The following is a 17,023-nucleotide window of genomic DNA, read 5'->3' as shown; positions in this document are numbered from 1 at the left end:
CTTCGGAAGTTGCTTCCTGAGGTCCGCCCTGCGCTTCGGATTTGGGTTCGTTGACTGACACTGGCCTACCTGTAGTTATCTAGAACCCAGTATACCTGATCAATCCTCAAATGGGGCAATATCTCCCTTGCCAGCGCGCAAAACCAGCGGGGTTTCGTCTACCAGATCAACCACCGTGGTGGCCTCCATCCCGCAATAACCTCCATCTATCACCAGGTCGACATCGTGCTGCAAGGTCTCGCGGATATCATAGGGATCTATAAGCGGATATTCATCGCCGGGCATGATCAGCGTAACGCTCATCATGGGCTCGCCAAGGTCTGTCAGCAGGGCTTGGGTAATATTGTTGTCCGGCACTCGCAGGCCTACCGTTTTGCGCTTGGCGTGCATCAGCCGTCGCGGGACCTCAGACGTGGCCTTGAGAATAAAAGTGTAGGGACCGGGCGTACAGGCCTTGAGCATTCGATAATCCGCGTTATCCACCCGGGAATAGGTTGCGATCTCAGACAAGTCACGGCAGACCAGAGTGAAGTTGTGCCGGTCCGCGAGCTTCCGAATACGACGAATCCGATCCAGTGCATTTTTATCGCCAATGTGGCACCCAATCGCATAGGCGGAGTCGGTTGGATACACCACCACGCCACCGGCTCGAATAATATCCACTGCCTGCCTCACCAGGCGCGCCTGGGGGTTATCAGGATGGATCTGAAAGAATTGGCTCACTGCTCAACCTCACCGTTCATGCGCTGCCAGCGCTGCCATACACCAAGCGGGGATTGAAGACGGCTCAATTCTATACCCAGGGCGGGACTGTAGGGGCCGTCACGATGGAAATCACTGCCAGCAGAAACCTCCAGTTGAAATTCATTTGCCAGCCGCTGCAACTGACCAGTCTGATCCGGGGTCTGGCGACCGCTGAGGACTTCAATCGCCTGGCCACCAGCCTCACGGAAGTCAATCACCAACCTACGCAGTTTCATTCGGGTGAATCTGTATTTCAGTGGGTGGGCAATCACTGCGGCACCCCCGGCCTGCACAATCCATTGTACGACGTCGGCAAGCTCCGGCCAGAAAGCCTTTACATCGCCAGTTTTTCCCTGCCCAAGATACTTATCAAAGGCCTCACTATGATCCTTCACGTGCCCCTGGCCCACCATCCAGCTGGCAAAATGAGGGCGACCCAACTGGCTCTCGCCGGCCTCAGCCAATGCGCCGGCCAACGCTCCTTGGAATCCTTTGGCCTCCAGCCGCTGGGCAATCTTGATGCCCCGCTCCCGACGGGCTTGACCCAGCATGGCCAGGCCTTCACGCATCGCCGGGTGCTCGCAATCCATGCCCAGTCCAACCACGTGGATGGTGGTTCCCGACCAACGGCAGGAATACTCGACCCCCGGCACCAGACCCACATTGGGGTATTTGGCACCTAGCGCCGCGGCCGCGAGATACCCAGCCATCGTATCGTGGTCAGTAATCGCAAGTAGCTCGATTCCGGCCTCGGCAGCACGCCCCAGCATCTCTGCTGGAGTAAGAGCGCCATCGGAAGCGGTTGTATGGGTGTGGAAGTCAATCAACACAATCTTTACACTTGCTCATCTGGTCGCCAGCTAAACTGATCGACCGTAAACATTAGCCCGGGAATTACTCCCATAATAACAGTCAAGGTACCCGCCGCACCATGAAGCAATTGGCAGAATTCATACCCATCGCCCTGTTCTTTATCGCCTATCAACTCAACGGTGAAACTATCTCTGCTGGACAGTGGAGTTTTACCTTTGATGGCATTTTTACTGCCACCGCCGTACTGATGGCGGCCACGCTGCTGCAAGTAGTGCTGACTTATGCTTTCACCCGGGAGTTTGAAAAGCGCGCCATGTGGATGTTACTGGCGGTGCTTATTTTTGGCGGGGCTACACTGCTGCTGCGCAATCAAATGTTCATTCAGTGGAAGCCCACTATTTTTAATTGGGTGTTGGCTATCGCCTTTGGCGTATCGCAATTCGTTGGCGAGAAAAACTTGATGGAGCGCACCCTGGGTAGCCAAGTTCGCCTGCCGAAACCCATTTGGACAAAACTTAACTTACTGTGGGTCAGTAATTTTGCCATTGTCGGCGCGCTGAATCTTGTGGTCGCCTACAGATTCTCGGAAGCCACATGGGTGAGTTACAAGCTGTATTCCGCTCTTGGCTTTACCCTGCTATTGACCATACTGACGGCGATCCTGATCAGCCCTCACCTGAAAGAAGAGCCCTCCTGACATCGACTGCCTCAGACTGACACAGATCAACTGTGCACACAGCAGTATTGGCTCTTACAAATAACACCATATCAGCGGTACACTAGCGCCGCTTTTCTACAACGCTATCGAGGAATTCAGTTTTGTTGCGTTACCTTTCTGTTATTGCCTTTGTTTTCGCCGCCCTGCCCGCTCAAGCGCAGGCTGTAAAATACGTAAGCGACGAGGTTTTTGTTGTCCTGCATAAGGGTCCCGGCGCAGAGTATCGCTGGGTTGCCAAGCTGACGCCGGGCACTCGCCTGCGTATGGCAGGCACCGCCGAAGATGGTGAATGGGCTGAAGTCACCACTGATCGCGGCACTACCGGCTGGGTGAGCACCGAATTTCTCAGTAGTGACACTCCCGCTCAGGTCAGGTTGCCTGCAGCTGAAGCCCGTGCCGCAAAACTGAGCACCGAAAACGCCGAGCTCAACAATCAGGTGGCGGCATTGGAAGCCGAAAAACTTGAGCTGCTCAAAAAAATTAATTCCTCTGACTCGGAGCTGGGTGACGTTTCACAGGAACTGTCTAATTTACAGCAGGTTTCCGGCAAAGCCATGCAGTTGGATACCGACAATCGCCGACTGATTGAAGAGACAGAAAACCTGCGCGCAGGGGTCGACATGTTGGAAGCGGAAAATTTGCGCCTACAGGATAATTTGAAGAGCGAAGACTTTATTAACGGTGCCCTGGCTGTAATGATGGGCGTGTTTATCACTCTGGTAGTACCGCGCTTGTGGCCCAAGCGCCGCAAGAGCTCAAGCTGGGCATAGGAGATTGATCATGTTGCGTACTTTATTCACTGTTATTGCGCTGGTGACAGTCCCCCTGGTTGTAGCAGAAGAAACTCACCTGCCAAACCCCATTGTCAGCGTAAAAACCACCGAGGGTACATTCACCCTGCGTCTATTCAGGGACAAAGCGCCCGTCACGGTAGAAAACTTCATGACTTATGTGGATGACGGTTACTACGACGGCACTATTTTTCACCGGGTCATTCCTGACTTTATGGTCCAGGGTGGAGGATTCCTGCCCGATATGAGCGAGAAAGAAACCCGCGACCCCATCGCCAGTGAATCCAGAAATCGGCTGCATAATACCCGGGGCACCGTGGCAATGGCGCGCACTAACGACCCCGACTCAGCCACCTCCCAGTTTTTCGTCAACGTGCGCAACAACCTGCGCCTAGATTGGACGCCCAGCAACCCGGGTTACACCGTATTTGGCGAGGTCATCTCTGGCATGAGCGTGGTGGACTATATCGTGACTGCCCCCACAGGTCCTGCAGGGGCCCACCAGAATGTGCCCGTTGAAGCTATTAGCATTATCGAGGTGACTCGTAAGTCCGCGCTATGATCGCCCTGTCCGTCAATCTCAATAAGGTTGCGCTGATACGTAATTCACGGGACACCACTAATCCCAGCGTGCCGGGGCACGCACAAATGTGTATCGACGCGGGCGCAGACGGCATTACTGTCCACCCTCGCCCAGACCAGCGCCACATCCGCACGCAGGATTGCTTCGATCTGGCCGGTATGCTGACTGTTGAATTCAACATTGAAGGTAATCCCATGACCGGTCCGCGCAAAAGTGATCGCTCTGGTGTGGGCGACTATCCCGGCTTCATGGCGTTGGTAAAAGAGATCCGTCCCGCCCAGTGCACACTGGTACCAGATACCGATAGCCAATTGACCTCTGATCATGGCTTCGACCTGAAAAAAGATGGCGATACAGTTGCCCCGCTAATTGAACAGCTGCAGTCGCTGGGCATTCGTACCAGCTTGTTTATGGACCCTGACCCTGAGCAGATTCGTCTAGCAGCGCAGACCGGTACTGATCGCATTGAGCTGTATACCGAAACTTATGCGGACGCCTTTAAAAGCGGAAAAGAGCTGGAAGAGACGCTGCATTTTTTCATGACAGCCGCCGAAGTTGCGGCTGAAGAAGGCCTGGGCGTTAATGCAGGTCATGATCTGGACCTGAAAAATTTGCCCCGCTTCGCTCAAATCCCGGGCCTTTTGGAAGTCTCAATTGGCCACGCCTTAACAGTAGATGCCATCCGTATGGGCCTGGCACCGACTGTGGCTGCCTATCAACAAGCCTTGGGGAAATAAACTGGACGCCCGACTACAGGCACTTATCGACAAGCAAGAGATCACCGATCTCGTCTATGCTTATTGCAATGCATCTGACCGTCATGACCATCAAAAGCTGAGAGCCCTTTACCACCCGGATGCCACCGACGATCACGGTGGTTTTTTCAAGGGACTGGCCAGCGAGTTCATCGACAAATTGCCTGAAATACAGGCTCCAATGGAAATTCTTCACCACAACGTCACCAACCTCAATATCGTCCTTGACGGAGATTATGCTGAAGGGGAGATATACGTTCTGGCTTTCCACCGAATAAGTACTGACTCAGAGCCCATCGACTTATTAATCGGTGGCCGCTATTTCGATCGCTACGAAAAGCGAGATGGCGTATGGAAATTCAGTGCCAAGGCCGTGGTAGCCGACTGGGCCACCGTTGACTCTCCATCGACGGTGCAGTTGGATCACCCGCTGCTGGCAGGCTCGCACATCGGCAAGCCCGGCCCAGCAGATCCATCCTATTCATTTTTCAAATTAATCAACTGGGGAGAGCGCTAGCCCTCGGGAAGCAATCCCTGGATCTTACGTCGTAGCTCATCCGAAACCGGCTGTTTCTTGCGGCTGTCAGGGTCGATATTAACCAGCACCGCCCGCCCGCGAACACACTCCCTGCCCTCTTGGGTCATCACACAATCCATGATCAGTGAAGTGTTGCCGACCGTGACTTTATCGAGGACTATCGTTACATCACTACCAAAATAGGTTTCGGCCAGGTAGTCGATGTTCACGTTTGCCAGCATCCACTGAACCTGAGAGCTGACGTCGTCCGCCAGCACGCGAGTGAGCAGCGATGTTCTCGCTGCCTCAAACCAGCCTACGATACTGACATTGCTGATATGCCCCTGGGCATCGGTCTCGTAAAAACGCGGGCTAATGACCACCGTTAAGTCCGACACTGATTATCCTCCTACCAAACTGATCATTACACCAGCGGCAACCGCAGAACCGATCACCCCGGCAACGTTGGGGCCCATCGCATGCATGAGCAGGAAGTTGTGGGGATTTGCTTCCAGGCCAAGCTTATTACTAACGCGTGCCGCCATCGGCACAGCCGATACGCCAGCAGAACCGATTAACGGATTGATGGGTGTGCTGCCAAAGCGATTCATCAGTTTGGCCATTAAAATGCCGGAGGCAGTACCAATACCGAACGCAATAATACCCAGCCCCAGAATACCCAGAGTATTTACATCGAGAAACTTATCAGCAACCAGCTTGGAACCCACAGACAAACCGAGAAAAATAGTGGTGATATTGATTAACGCATTCTGTGCGGTATCTGACAGGCGATCCACAACGCCACATTCTTTCATCAGGTTACCAAAACAAAACATACCCAGCAGAGGCGCGGCATCGGGCAGCAGGAAGGCGACCATGATCAACAGCACCAGCGGAAAAACAATCTTCTCTCGCTGGGAAACAGGGCGTAGCTGCACCATTTCAATTTTGCGTTCACCTTCGGTGGTCAATGCGCGCATAATCGGCGGCTGGATCATGGGCACCAGTGCCATGTATGAATACGCTGCCACGGCAATAGCGCCAAGTAATTCCGGGGCCAGCACGCTGGAAACGTAAATTGCCGTTGGGCCATCAGCGCCGCCGATAATACCTATAGCGGCGGCGTCGGAGATACTGAAATCCATCCAGCCAATAGAGGTCAGAAACACCGCGCCAATGACGGTCGCAAAAATACCGAACTGGGCAGCGGCGCCGAGGAAAAGCGTTTTAGGATTCGCTAATAGTGGTCCGAAATCCGTCATCGCGCCCACTCCCATAAAAATCACCAATGGAGCAATGCCACTGGCAATGGCTACAGAATAAAAACTGTACAGCATGCCATTGCCGTAGCCGGCGTCCATGGCCAACTGCTGGATGGCCAAATGGGTAGCGGAATCGCTGGCAGCATAGGCCGTCAATAATTCTTTAGCGCTTTGTGTTGCCGCCACTCCAAGCACCCGGGCAAAGTCCAACATTAATGCAGGATCAGCGCCCTGTACGGCATTTTCAACAGCAGAGTAAGCCAACCCGGCACCGGGAATATTAGCCAGGATTCCGCCAAAACCAATAGGGACCAGCAACAGGGGCTCGAAGCCTTTGCGGATAGCGAGAAACAGCAGCAGCAAGCCGATAACCAGCATAAATGCCTGTCCGGGTCCTATCTGTGCCAGACCAGAGGAATTCCAAAGTTGTAAGAGATTTTCCATGCGCCTAACTTATGCTAATCAAGGAGTCGCCTACGGCGACCGTGTCGCCGACTTTTACATCGACGCTGCTAACCGTGCCATCACGGGAGGCACGTACCTCGGTTTCCATCTTCATGGCTTCCAAAATAATAACCACATCGCCAGCCACAACCGTTTCACCCGGACTCACGTTAACGCTGAATATATTGCCCGCGAGAGGGGCGGCCAATGGCTCGCCGCTAGAAACAACTGCAATGGGTGCAGCTGCTGCCGATGGCGTGATTGCGGACACGTCTCCACCCTCGGCAACTTCGACAACATAGCTGGCGCCGTTGACCTTAACCGTATAAATTCCGGCATCACCTGCTGTTGAGGCTGCAACAGGGATCGCAGCGGATTCGCCATCAGGCGCAGGCTCGAAGGCATCAGGGTTACCGCGGTTTTCAAGAAATTTAAGCCCAATCTGCGGAAACAAGGCATAAGTGAGGACATCGTCAATCTCGCCTTCACCGCTGCTAAGGGCAATATTTTTTTCCTCAGCCAACTGGCGCAGCTCTTGCGTGAGTGCATCCACCTCTGGCTCCAACAAGTCTGCCGGTCGACAGGTAATCGCTTCACCACCTTCCAGCACCCGCGCTTGTAACTCCTTATTAACCGGTGCAGGCGAATCTCCGTACTCGCCTTTTAGTATCCCAGCGGTCTCTTTTGAGATCGACTTGTAGCGCTCGCCCGTCAGGACATTGATAACGGCCTGGGTGCCGACAATTTGCGACGTCGGTGTGACCAGGGGTATAAACCCCAGGTCTTCACGTACGCGTGGTATTTCGTCAAGCACCTCATCGAGTTTGTCAGCTGCGCCCTGCTCCTTGAGCTGACTTTCCATATTGGTGAGCATCCCACCGGGCACCTGGGCAACCAGAATTCGTGAGTCTACGCCGCGCAAGGCGCCCTCGAATCCAGCATACTTTTTTCTCACCTGACGGAAATACGCAGCGATCTCTTCCATCTTCTCAATATCCAGGCCGGTATCCCGGTCTGTGCCCTTTAACATAGCCACCACCGATTCTGTTGGCGAATGGCCATAAGTCATCGACATTGATGAAATGGACGTATCGACATTATCGATACCGGCCTCGACACATTTCAAAATGGTCGATGTTGAGAGACCAGTAGTGGCGTGACAGTGCATATGGATGGGGATATCACAGGAAGCCTTCAGTCGTGTAACCAACTCAAAGCCATCATAGGGATGTAGCAGACCCGCCATGTCCTTAATGGCGATTGAATCAGCACCCATGTCTTCAATCGCCTTACCCTGAGCCACCCAGGTTTCAATATCGTGTACCGGACTAATGGTGTAGGAAATAGTGCCCTGGGCGTGCCTGCCCACTTGTTTGACCGCCTTTAAAGCCACCTCGATATTGCGCATATCGTTCATCGCGTCGAAAACCCGGAAAACGTCCACGCCATTGGTGGCAGCGCGCTCCACAAACTTTTCTACAACATCGTCGGCATAGTGACGATATCCGAGTATATTCTGACCCCTGAACAACATTTGCTGGGGAGTGTTAGGCATCGCTTTCTTCAATTCACGGATACGATCCCAGGGATCTTCGCCCAAAAAACGGATACAGGCGTCAAAAGTGGCTCCTCCCCAGGACTCCAGAGACCAGAACCCAATCTCGTCAAGTTTGGCGGCAATGGGCAGCATGTCATCGATGCGAACCCGAGTTGCCAACAATGATTGTGATGCATCCCTGAGCACTACATCGGTAATGCCCAACGGGCGCTTATTTTCGTCCATGGGGACCTCTCGTATCCGAAACTGGGAAGGGCTGGCTTATTACTTGCGGCCCCGATGCTGGTGAACCGCCGCAGAGACGACAGCAACAAGTTCACTATCATCTGGTGCCGTTGCCGACTTTCTTGGCTGCGCAGGGACTTTCTCAGTCTCAGGAAAATAACGCCCAACGAATGCAGACATAACAGTGGTCGCCACCACGAGCAGCGCCAGAAACACCACAACGGTTCCCATGCCATAAAGCATTAGCTCGACGCCCTGACTCACGATATCCTGCTGCATCTGCCCTCACTCACTCACTATAGGTTTACTGATCGGAGCGAACCGCGCCAGCAAAGAGTGCAACTATAAAACAGCTGTCTCCCAAGTGCCATTACCCCGAAGGGTAGACCGATGGCCGCCGCCTCACCCCTGACGTATACTTGCGCGCCAAATGACCGGATGCGCTAAACATGCGACTGATGCTCGCCCCCATGGAGGGCGTGATAGACCACACAATGCGCGAGCTGCTCACTAGCCTGGGCGGCGTGGATCGCTGTGTGACTGAATTCGTAAGAGTTAGCGAGAGGCTACTGCCGCCCAGGGTTTTCTATCGGCTCTGCCCGGAGCTACACACCGCGGGCAAAACAAGGTTTGGAGTTCCTGTTTATATACAGTTGCTGGGAGGTGACCCCACTGTGGTTGCTGAGAATGCTGCCCGCGCCGCAGAGCTTGGTGCGCCCGGTATTGATTTGAACTTCGGCTGCCCGGCCAAAACCGTCAACAGGTCAGACGGAGGCTCGATTCTTCTGCGCCAGCCCGAGCGAGTAGCAGCGATTACAGCAGCCGTGCGCCGGGCGGTGCCCGCTGCTGTGCCAGTGACAGTAAAAACTCGTCTGGGCTATGAAGACCAGCTCCAATTTTTGGATATTGTTGCGGGTATTGCCGAGGCGGGAGCCACTGAGCTAACCGTGCACGCCCGCACCAAACGTCATGGCTACAGGCCTCCCGCCTATTGGCAGGAAATAGCCAGGGCCAGAGAACAGGTGAGAATGCCGGTGATCGCCAACGGAGAGATTTGGAACCCGGCTGACGCGTTGCGCTGCCAGCAGGTCACTGGCTGTGAAGACTTGATGTTAGGTCGAGGGGCGCTTTGTCGCCCTGACCTTCCCAGATTAGTCAAAGCTGCTGTTAATGGAGATGCGGTAAACCCGCTGTGCTGGAGTGATGTGGTTCCTCTGGTGCTGCAGTTTTACCAGCTCACCCTTGAGCATTACGATGCTTGTCACGTGGGCAACCCGATCAAGCAGTGGCTGGTCTATCTGCGGGCCTACTATCCTCAGGCAGCTTCGCTGTTTGAGAAAATCAAACGTTTGCGAGATTCCGAAGCGATCGGCAATGGCTTGCGTAATGAAATTCTGGTCCAGGGCCGACGGCTGGACGCCGCCTGATTCAGGACTCTAGGCTGAGAGGCGCAGTGACTGCGCCAGTTCCAATTCCAGCGCATACAAATCCTGCTTCAATTGTTCGAGTTCAAGGCGTACATCGAGAGGCCAGCTTTGCGCCTCTGCCTCGTCCTGTTGCAGTTGCAGTTGCAGTTGCTCGACGATATCTACTAAATCAGCTTCAAGGTCCAGGGCTGCAAAGTCGGTGCCCAGCCCGACGTCGCCCACATTGGTTTGAAATGCCGAGAGCATCAAATAGCCCGCTTTCAGGTGTTCCTCGAGGTTATTGCTGGCGCCGCTGCCAATGCACATCAAAAGAGCCTGTTTAAGCGACGCCTTGGAATGAGGAAGCCTCGACGCGTCGATGATTCGTCCCGGCATTGGGGCGGAATTCTCCAAAAATCGAGCGTAGTCCAGCACCATGCGCTGGGCATTCACGAAATTGAGCGCGCAATCTGCCACTGGCAAACGCCCAAACAGGTGGCTAAACATTCTCATACTATGACTCCGGTGTTCGCTGCTTTGTTGCTGCGTATTTGAAGCGAACCGGGGGCAATCGGGCATTGCCCCCGGCGCCAAAAGCATGACGTCGGGCGACAATCAAAGGTGGGAGGGTCAGAAAATGGTAGGAACTATGGCATCGATTAAACGTGGGCCAGACTGAGCCATGGCTTGGGCAAACTGCTCATTAAACTCCTCGGCCGTCGTTGCACGGGTCGCTGCTACGCCCATGCCCTGGGCCATAGCAACGAAATCCATATCTGGGCTACTGATATCGAGCATGCTGGCAGCGCTGGGCCCGGGGATCCCACCGCGGGCGCCGGTTCGACCAAACTCCATTTCCAAAATGGAATACTTACGATTGTTAAATATCACTACCGTGATATCAGTTTGCTCGCGAGCCATGGTCCACAAAGCCTGGATCGTATACATCGCACTGCCATCGCCTTCTATACAGACGACCTTGCGATCAGGACACGCAATTGCCGCGCCCAGAGCTGCTGGTAGTCCCCAGCCAATACTGCCGCCGGTCTGATTAAGCTGATCGTGGGGCCTGGCGGTAGCGGTAAACATGTTCACCAGCATTCCGGACGTAATTGCTTCATCAACCAACACCGTGTTCTCAGGCAGATAATGCGCAATGGCCATACCAACCTTGCCTGCATCCAACTCACCCTCCGCAAGATCAGGTAAGCTCAGAGGATTGCTCTGGGGCTCTATATCCGTTGCCCCCAAGGCCCCTACCAACGCGGATAGTGCAGCTTCAATATCGTCGTTGGGGCCTGCCAGGATAAATCTGTCACAGGCCGGTGGCGCAATTGCACTGGCCACATCGGGATAGGCAAAAAAAGAAACGGGATCGGATGCACCCACCAGGATAAGCTGCTCCACTTCCTTGAGGCTGTCAATTGCCAACTCAGCCAGATAAGCGAGCCTGTCAATGACAGCGGTTCCAGCGCCACGGGCCACCTTACCAGGCAACACTTCTATCATTGCCTGGGAGCCAGACACCTGGGTAATCTTACTCACTAACAAGCCCTGCGCCGCGGTCACTTCACGCCCACCCATCAAGATCAGTGTTTTCGCACCGGACCTGAGACGAACTGCCGCCTCATCTACTCTTGTCGCTGGCACGGTTGCTGGCCCCGGCACTGCCACAGCTGCCGCGGCTCCGTTGGGGTTATCTCCCCAGGAAACGTCGGCGGGCAACATCAGCGTAGAAATCTGGCCAATACCCGCCTGCAATACTGCCTCCGCCGCATCCCTGGCGATCTCGCTGGAGGAACTGGAGGTATGCACCCAATGTGACACCGGCCTGGCGATTCCCTCTATATCAGCGGTCAGCGGCGCGTCGTACTCCAGATGATAAGTGGCATGATCGCCTACAATATTCACCATTGGCACATGCCCTTTCCTGGCGTTATGAATATTGGCCAGCGCATTACCTAACCCGGGCCCCAGATGCAGCAATGTGGACGCAGGCTTGCCTTTCATTCGAGCATAGCCATCAGCAGCACCGCTGAGCACCCCTTCAAACAGGCACAGCACGCAACGCATGCCCTCCACCTCGTCCAGCGCGGCCACGAAATGCATCTCCGAGGTCCCTGGATTGGTAAAGCAGACCTCTATGCCGTTATTGGTCAAGGTCGTTAAAAGGCTCTCGGCACCATTCATTGCTATTGCTCCGAAGTATTTGTATCTATGAGGAGCAAGTATGATACTGACAATGCTCCAGGAGCGCACTGCGGGCAGATAAATTGGTTAGGTTTTCGACCGAGACAAATAAAAACAGGCCGCTGCAAAGCCGCGTATTAACAAAGGATCAATACCCAGATGACCGACATCACTGCCCCCAACTCAGCTACTGATAGCGGTTTTTTTGGCCACCCTAAAGGCCTCTTTGTCTGCTTCTCTACTGAGCTGTGGGAACGGTTTTCCTTTTACGGGATGAAATATTTACTGCTGCTGTACCTCACCAAGTACCACCTGTTTTCGGACGCGGGCGGCCTCGACGTATTGGGGAGCTATGCAGCACTGGTTTATGCCAGCCCGGTGATTGGGGGACTATTGGCCGACCGTTACCTGGGAATGCGCAAGGCAGTCATTTTCGGCGGCGTACTGCTGGTGTTGGGTCACCTGGGTATGGCCATGGAAGGAGAGCAAGCTCACAGAGTCGGCGATGATATCGTTCGCGACGAGGGCGCACTACAGGTGTTTTACTTTTCACTTGCACTTATCGTTGTCGGCGTTGGCTTTTTGAAACCAAATATTTCTACCATCGTAGGGCGACTTTATAGTGCAGATGATCCCCGCCGTGATTCAGGCTTTACGATTTTTTATATGGGTATCAATATTGGTGCTTTTGCCGCTGCCCTGCTCTGTGGCTATCTGGGAGAAACGTTGGGATGGGCCTATGGATTTGGCGCTGCTGGCATTGGCATGATCGTAGGGCTGGCGACATTTATCGGCGGCCAGAAGCACCTTCATGGTCTCGCCGAGCCCCGAGACCTAGAGATATTGCAAGCGTCCTCGCCATTAGGGCTGAATAGAGAATTGACCATCTACCTTTGCGCAATTCTGGGGGTGGCTGTCATCTGGAAAATGCTGCAATTTCACGCAGTGGTGGGCCTAACGCTCAACCTAATGTCCCTCTCTGTTCTGTGCGGACTTGCCTGGTTTATCACTACCCGCTGTGACTCCATAGAACGCCAACGCATGATTGCCCTATTGGTACTTACTATGTCGACGGTGGTTTTTTGGGCCTTGTTTGAACAAGGCGCCGGTTCCATGACGCTGTTCGCCGACAGAGTCATGGACAGAACAATATTCGGCATGAATCTCACCGCCGCCCAATACGGTTCACTCAATGCTTTCTTCATTTTTGTGTTTGCTCCCCTCTTCGCATGGTTGTGGACCAGTTTGGGCCGCCGCGGGCTTGAACCCAGCACTCCCGTCAAATTTGCTCTAGGTATTGCGCAGGCAGGGCTTGGTTTCGGCGCGCTGGTTTGGGGCGCCGCCAACCCTGATAATGCGGGTTTGGTGGCGGGCTACTGGATGGTACTGGCTTACATGCTGCACACCACCGGTGAGTTGTGCATATCCCCAGTGGGGTTGTCGGCTGTTACCCGGCTCGCCGTGCCCAGCGTCGTTGGAGTCATGATGGGTGCCTGGTTTCTAGCGACGGCTTATTCCGAATTCGTCGCCGCACAGCTATCAAAACTGGCTGCAATTGAGCCCCTTGACGGTTCTGCAACAGATTTAGCTGCGGCACTGCAAAGCTATACCAGCCTGTTCGTTGATCTTCTCTATATCGGGCTTGGAGCGGCTGCTCTTTTGCTATTGCTCTCCCCGCTATTGAAGAAGATGATGCACGGAGTGCACTAATCTACAGATCCCGCTTGGCAAACAAGGCTCAATCGCCGTACATTGAACCCATAAATCATTAACAACCATGGGGACAACAGCGCGGGGGTGAACAAGTTTAACCTCACGTTTTGGGGCGAAATCCTGCCGGGGAAGGACCCACAGCAGGTCAAACTGCGTTTTGCCAAATTATTTGGCATTGACGACCCCGAGCGCGTGGATCACTTCTTTTCTGGCGAGACTATCACCCTGAGGCGCAACCTCGACCGAAAGGTCGCCGGCGAGTATTTTCACAAACTTCACAAACTGGGTGTCACGGCCGAGCTGGTCAAGGCAGAGCCCACCCCTGAAACACCGCCAACGCCCGCTATTGCTCATAAAATCGATGACGACGAATCGCAGTGGGAAACTGCGCGTCGTCAGGCAGAGCTTGACAGCCTCAACCGTCGCACCCAAGAGCAAAAAAAGAAAGCAGATGAACAAGCTCGCCAGAGGGCCGCCGAAGAAGAAAGCGAGAAAGCCCGCCGCGCAGCCAAAGAAGCCCTGCTGAAAAAACAGCAAGCTGAAAAATCTGAACGTAAAACTGAGGAGGCCGAGCGCAAACGCATCGCTGCCGCTGAAGCCAAACGCCTGCGCAAAGAGGAAGCAGTCCAGCGTAAAGCCCAGGCTGAGAAGGCAAAGCAAAGTAAAGCCGAGGAAGACGAGCGCAAACGCATCGCCGCCGCTGAAGCCAAACGCCTGCGCGAAGAGGAAGCAGTTCAGCGTAAAGCCCAGGATGAGAAAGAAAAGCAACGTAAAGCCGAGGAGACCGAGCGCAAACGAGTAGCTGCCGCAGAAACCAAACGCCTGCGCAAAGAGGAAGCAGTCCAGCGTAAAGCCCAGGCTGAGAAGGTAAAGCAACGTAAAGCCGAGGAAGACGAGCGCAAACGCGAAGAAGAGGCTGCCCTGCGCAAAGCGAAAGCAGCGAAAGAAAAACAACGCAAGGCCGAGGAAACCGCGACAAAAAAGGCCGCTGCAGAAAAAGTTAAACGTGAAAAAGCAGAGGCGATAGCCCGCAGAAAAACCGAGGAGGCAGAAGAGAAACGACGGCTGGCCGAAGAGCAGGCATTAACCAAAGCAGCCAAGGAAATCGAGCGCAAACAGCAGCAAGCTGAGACTGCTCGACTAGCAGCCGAAAAAGCAAAACTCGATAAACAAAAAGCCGAAGAGTTCGCCCGGCAAAAAACAGAAAAAGTTGCAAAGGAGAGACGCCGTCGGGACATTGAACGGGAGGAAAAAGCTGCGCAGGATGCTCTAGAGCGCGAACATCTGGAACAGGCAAAGCGCAAGGCCAGCGAAGCAGAAGAAAAAGCTCGAACCCAGCAGCAACAGCAACGCCTTCGGGATCAAAAAGAAGTTGAGGAACGTGAAAGAGAGCTTGAAGAAAAAGCGATAGAGCGCGGCGCTAAGGCCCTGTCTGGAGCGGCTAATCTCAAGACAACACAGGCGAAGGTCAAATCAAAACTCGAGCTGCCCCGTAAAAGCACCGCCTATCATTCGGGCACCGACAAACATCAGGCCGGTGAACCTAACCTTTATCAACTAAAAGCCTTTCGCAATCGCGCTCAAGTGAGAGGAAGACCCGCCATTGCCCGGGAAAAAACCCGTAAAGGGCTGTTTGTGGGCGCCGCTGCGCTCGCCATCCTGCTTTTATTATTGGGGCGCTTCGCCAGTCTCACAGCGCAAACGATCGTATCAGGGCCGGCGGGCGTCGCAGCCAGCAAGCAGGGAGAACTGCTGATTATCGCGGGTGATTACCTGCTGATACATGACCGGGCTGGCGTGGCCAGCAAATCAATTGCAGCCAAAAAACTGGGCTTAAAAAACCTGTCCGCCCCAGTAAGCTACACTCCTTCAGGAAAGGTGTTACTGCAGGCCAGCTCAAAAAATGAAACCGACAATAACGTCATTCTCTGGCTATGTGACCTCACACAGGAAAGCTGTGCCTCACTAGGAACAGAGAACCCGGCAACCACTCTCAACAGCCTGCGAGTGCACGACCTGAACGGCGATTTTTTCATTGCCGATGGATCTGCGGGCAAACTCCTTAAACTCTCTGCGAACGGCGCCTTGAAAAGCGCTGTCGACCGCCCCCTGCCCGATAAACCCGCACTAAGATTGGACTCCGGATTGCTGTTTATTAACAGCAAGCAAGGACCGGCGATTAGCGTATTACGCTACGAAGACACGGCTTTTGGCCAGCAGTTGGATGAAATCCTCCTGTTACCGCCGCCTGCATTAGAGCGAGAGCACACCCGCGTATGGGACTTTGCCAGCAACGGCAATCACTGGTGGGTTACGTTATTCAACCCGGATAATGGTGACAGTGCTCTATACCTGTTTGATCGCGACTGGAGTTATGTGCGGCAGCTTTCCCGCGATGAAATGAACCTCGCAGGCCAACTGGTGAACTGGGGACGTAAAATACTACTATTCAGTCAACAGCAATCTGGGGTGCTGCGATACGGAGAAGCGGGAGCAGAGGAAGCAATATTTCACTCGCCGCTGTTAGAGGACATAATTAATGAGCGAGCCAGCAAAAGACAGCTCACAGCACTGGCTTGGTATTCGTTCATTGTACTTTTACTGACGATAGCCATCGGCGGATTCGCTTATGCCTACTTTTATTCTGTCCGCGCGCTGGTGTATAAAAGCAGGCCCGCTCGCGGAGCCGACCCTTTGGACGATATTGCTGACCAAATACATTGGGTACAGGCCGCATCGACCCGTTCGGGGCAACTACGGCATGCCAGCATCGCCTGCGTCATTCTGGCCCTGGCAGTCCTTGTCACGCTAATGGGACTGGGAGTGTCAGCAGTGCAGCTATTGGCTGCGATGATCGCTCTGATTGGCCCATTTGCCGGCTTGCAGTTGATATTACGCAGCGAACCGGAGCACCTGGGGCTAAGCAATGAACAACTGGTCCTGGTCGACCATCGACAGTTATATCACCTCGCCAGCGGCCCCCGTATTCACTACCGGGGGCCCTTTGTGATCATTGATGATGTGGTAATCTTTACCGGAACAGTGCTACTTCCGACGCTGGATCGCAGTCAGCTTGATAGCCTGGCAAGGCCCTTGATCCGGGCGGGCATTCGGGTAGACCGCAAGACTGTATTGATCAAGCTGATCGAGAGTCATCACCCCGTTGCGCGGGCAACCCAGGTCGCCGCTTTATCGCTACTGGCGGGAATGATGCTGGTGGTGCTGGAACAACTACCGTGGTGAGGGACTAGAGACCCGGCCGGAATCAGATATACTGAACCTATAAAAGATCGGACTTTTGCCA

16 protein-coding genes are annotated in these 17,023 nt (G+C 54.1%); 8 read left to right on the top strand and 8 right to left on the bottom strand.

The annotated features are described in order from the left end of the window. Positions 1–99 precede the first annotated feature (99 nt). The gene (locus tag EYC87_RS03680) at positions 100–723 is read right to left on the bottom strand and encodes an L-threonylcarbamoyladenylate synthase (RefSeq protein ID WP_007229041.1); all 624 of its coding nucleotides are present in this window, start codon (positions 721–723) and stop codon (positions 100–102) included. Continuing rightward, positions 720–1,574 (bottom strand): PHP domain-containing protein, encoded by an 855-nt coding sequence (locus tag EYC87_RS03675; RefSeq protein ID WP_279251671.1) that lies wholly within the window; start codon positions 1,572–1,574, stop codon positions 720–722. The genes EYC87_RS03680 and EYC87_RS03675 overlap by 4 nt, the downstream gene beginning before the upstream one ends. A gap of 101 nt (positions 1,575–1,675) precedes the next feature. Here EYC87_RS03675 and EYC87_RS03670 point away from each other — a divergent pair, with 101 nt between their 5' ends. The 5 genes from EYC87_RS03670 to EYC87_RS03650 all read left to right on the top strand — a co-directional run bounded on the left by EYC87_RS03670 (position 1,676) and on the right by EYC87_RS03650 (position 4,921). Continuing rightward, positions 1,676–2,254: a septation protein A gene (locus tag EYC87_RS03670; protein ID WP_279251670.1), complete on the top strand. Its 579-nt coding sequence runs from the start codon at positions 1,676–1,678 to the stop codon at positions 2,252–2,254. A 122-nt stretch (positions 2,255–2,376) separates the two neighbouring features. After that, on the top strand, positions 2,377–3,045 hold the full coding sequence (locus tag EYC87_RS03665) for a TIGR04211 family SH3 domain-containing protein (RefSeq protein ID WP_279251669.1): 669 nt from the start codon (positions 2,377–2,379) through the stop codon (positions 3,043–3,045). A gap of 10 nt (positions 3,046–3,055) precedes the next feature. After that, complete coding sequence (locus EYC87_RS03660) at positions 3,056–3,628, top strand: peptidylprolyl isomerase (RefSeq protein ID WP_279251668.1); 573 nt, start codon at positions 3,056–3,058, stop codon at positions 3,626–3,628. After that, positions 3,625–4,386: a pyridoxine 5'-phosphate synthase gene (locus EYC87_RS03655; RefSeq protein ID WP_279251667.1), complete on the top strand. Its 762-nt coding sequence runs from the start codon at positions 3,625–3,627 to the stop codon at positions 4,384–4,386. The genes EYC87_RS03660 and EYC87_RS03655 overlap by 4 nt, the downstream gene beginning before the upstream one ends. Continuing rightward, positions 4,325–4,921, top strand: coding sequence for a nuclear transport factor 2 family protein (locus EYC87_RS03650; protein ID WP_279251666.1), 597 nt, complete (start codon positions 4,325–4,327; stop codon positions 4,919–4,921). Before EYC87_RS03655 ends, EYC87_RS03650 begins: the two co-directional genes overlap by 62 nt. On the opposite strand, the gene EYC87_RS03645 is transcribed toward EYC87_RS03650, so the two are convergent. From EYC87_RS03645 to EYC87_RS03630, 4 genes are read right to left on the bottom strand one after another with little or no spacing between them, the layout of a single operon-like run. After that, the gene (locus tag EYC87_RS03645; protein ID WP_279251665.1) at positions 4,918–5,319 is read right to left on the bottom strand and encodes an acyl-CoA thioesterase; all 402 of its coding nucleotides are present in this window, start codon (positions 5,317–5,319) and stop codon (positions 4,918–4,920) included. The two genes, EYC87_RS03650 and EYC87_RS03645, sit on opposite strands and share 4 nt — an antisense overlap. 3 nt (positions 5,320–5,322) lie before the next feature. Beyond that, positions 5,323–6,627 carry a sodium ion-translocating decarboxylase subunit beta gene (locus EYC87_RS03640; protein ID WP_279251664.1) on the bottom strand — a complete coding sequence of 435 codons (1,305 nt, stop codon included), beginning with the start codon at positions 6,625–6,627 and terminating at the stop codon, positions 5,323–5,325. Positions 6,628–6,631: 4 nt separating this feature from the next. Next, complete coding sequence (oadA, locus tag EYC87_RS03635) at positions 6,632–8,410, bottom strand: sodium-extruding oxaloacetate decarboxylase subunit alpha (RefSeq protein ID WP_279251663.1); 1,779 nt, start codon at positions 8,408–8,410, stop codon at positions 6,632–6,634. A gap of 39 nt (positions 8,411–8,449) precedes the next feature. Further along, a complete protein-coding gene (locus EYC87_RS03630; RefSeq protein WP_279251662.1) occupies positions 8,450–8,689 on the bottom strand; it encodes an OadG family protein in 240 nt (79 codons plus the stop codon). A gap of 170 nt (positions 8,690–8,859) precedes the next feature. On the opposite strand from EYC87_RS03630, the gene EYC87_RS03625 reads away from it, so the two are divergent. Next, on the top strand, positions 8,860–9,837 hold the full coding sequence (locus tag EYC87_RS03625) for a tRNA dihydrouridine synthase (RefSeq protein WP_279251661.1): 978 nt from the start codon (positions 8,860–8,862) through the stop codon (positions 9,835–9,837). 9 nt (positions 9,838–9,846) lie between these two features. On the opposite strand, the gene EYC87_RS03620 is transcribed toward EYC87_RS03625, so the two are convergent. Both EYC87_RS03620 and EYC87_RS03615 read right to left on the bottom strand, forming a co-directional pair. Next, on the bottom strand, positions 9,847–10,329 hold the full coding sequence (locus EYC87_RS03620) for a hypothetical protein (protein WP_279251660.1): 483 nt from the start codon (positions 10,327–10,329) through the stop codon (positions 9,847–9,849). Positions 10,330–10,446: 117 nt separating this feature from the next. Next, complete coding sequence (locus EYC87_RS03615; protein ID WP_279251659.1) at positions 10,447–12,006, bottom strand: acetolactate synthase large subunit; 1,560 nt, start codon at positions 12,004–12,006, stop codon at positions 10,447–10,449. A 159-nt stretch (positions 12,007–12,165) separates the two neighbouring features. Here EYC87_RS03615 and EYC87_RS03610 point away from each other — a divergent pair, with 159 nt between their 5' ends. Then, positions 12,166–13,716: a peptide MFS transporter gene (locus tag EYC87_RS03610; protein ID WP_279251658.1), complete on the top strand. Its 1,551-nt coding sequence runs from the start codon at positions 12,166–12,168 to the stop codon at positions 13,714–13,716. An 87-nt stretch (positions 13,717–13,803) separates the two neighbouring features. Then, positions 13,804–16,962: an AI-2E family transporter gene (locus EYC87_RS03605; RefSeq protein ID WP_279251657.1), complete on the top strand. Its 3,159-nt coding sequence runs from the start codon at positions 13,804–13,806 to the stop codon at positions 16,960–16,962. Positions 16,963–17,023: the final 61 nt, after the last annotated feature.

The sequence above is a fragment of the Candidatus Seongchinamella marina genome (genome assembly GCF_026262685.1).
GTDB lineage: Bacteria > Pseudomonadota > Gammaproteobacteria > Pseudomonadales > Halieaceae > Halioglobus > Halioglobus marinus.
Note: the sequence above shows the minus strand (reverse complement) of the source record. Positions and strands in the feature narration are given on the sequence as shown.

Excerpts from the sequence above, each read along its gene's own strand:
- EYC87_RS03670 (WP_279251670.1), top strand. The coding sequence starts at position 1,676 with ATGAAGCAATTGGCAGAATTCATACCCATCGCCCTGTTCTTTATCGCC.
- EYC87_RS03650 (WP_279251666.1), top strand. The coding sequence starts at position 4,325 with ATGCCATCCGTATGGGCCTGGCACCGACTGTGGCTGCCTATCAACAAG.
- EYC87_RS03630 (WP_279251662.1), bottom strand. The coding sequence starts at position 8,689 with ATGCAGCAGGATATCGTGAGTCAGGGCGTCGAGCTAATGCTTTATGGC.
- oadA (WP_279251663.1), bottom strand. The coding sequence starts at position 8,410 with ATGGACGAAAATAAGCGCCCGTTGGGCATTACCGATGTAGTGCTCAGG.
- EYC87_RS03640 (WP_279251664.1), bottom strand. The coding sequence starts at position 6,627 with ATGGAAAATCTCTTACAACTTTGGAATTCCTCTGGTCTGGCACAGATA.
- EYC87_RS03660 (WP_279251668.1), top strand. The coding sequence starts at position 3,056 with ATGTTGCGTACTTTATTCACTGTTATTGCGCTGGTGACAGTCCCCCTG.
- EYC87_RS03620 (WP_279251660.1), bottom strand. The coding sequence starts at position 10,329 with ATGAGAATGTTTAGCCACCTGTTTGGGCGTTTGCCAGTGGCAGATTGC.
- EYC87_RS03625 (WP_279251661.1), top strand. The coding sequence starts at position 8,860 with ATGCGACTGATGCTCGCCCCCATGGAGGGCGTGATAGACCACACAATG.
- EYC87_RS03610 (WP_279251658.1), top strand. The coding sequence starts at position 12,166 with ATGACCGACATCACTGCCCCCAACTCAGCTACTGATAGCGGTTTTTTT.
- EYC87_RS03655 (WP_279251667.1), top strand. The coding sequence starts at position 3,625 with ATGATCGCCCTGTCCGTCAATCTCAATAAGGTTGCGCTGATACGTAAT.
- EYC87_RS03615 (WP_279251659.1), bottom strand. The coding sequence starts at position 12,006 with ATGAATGGTGCCGAGAGCCTTTTAACGACCTTGACCAATAACGGCATA.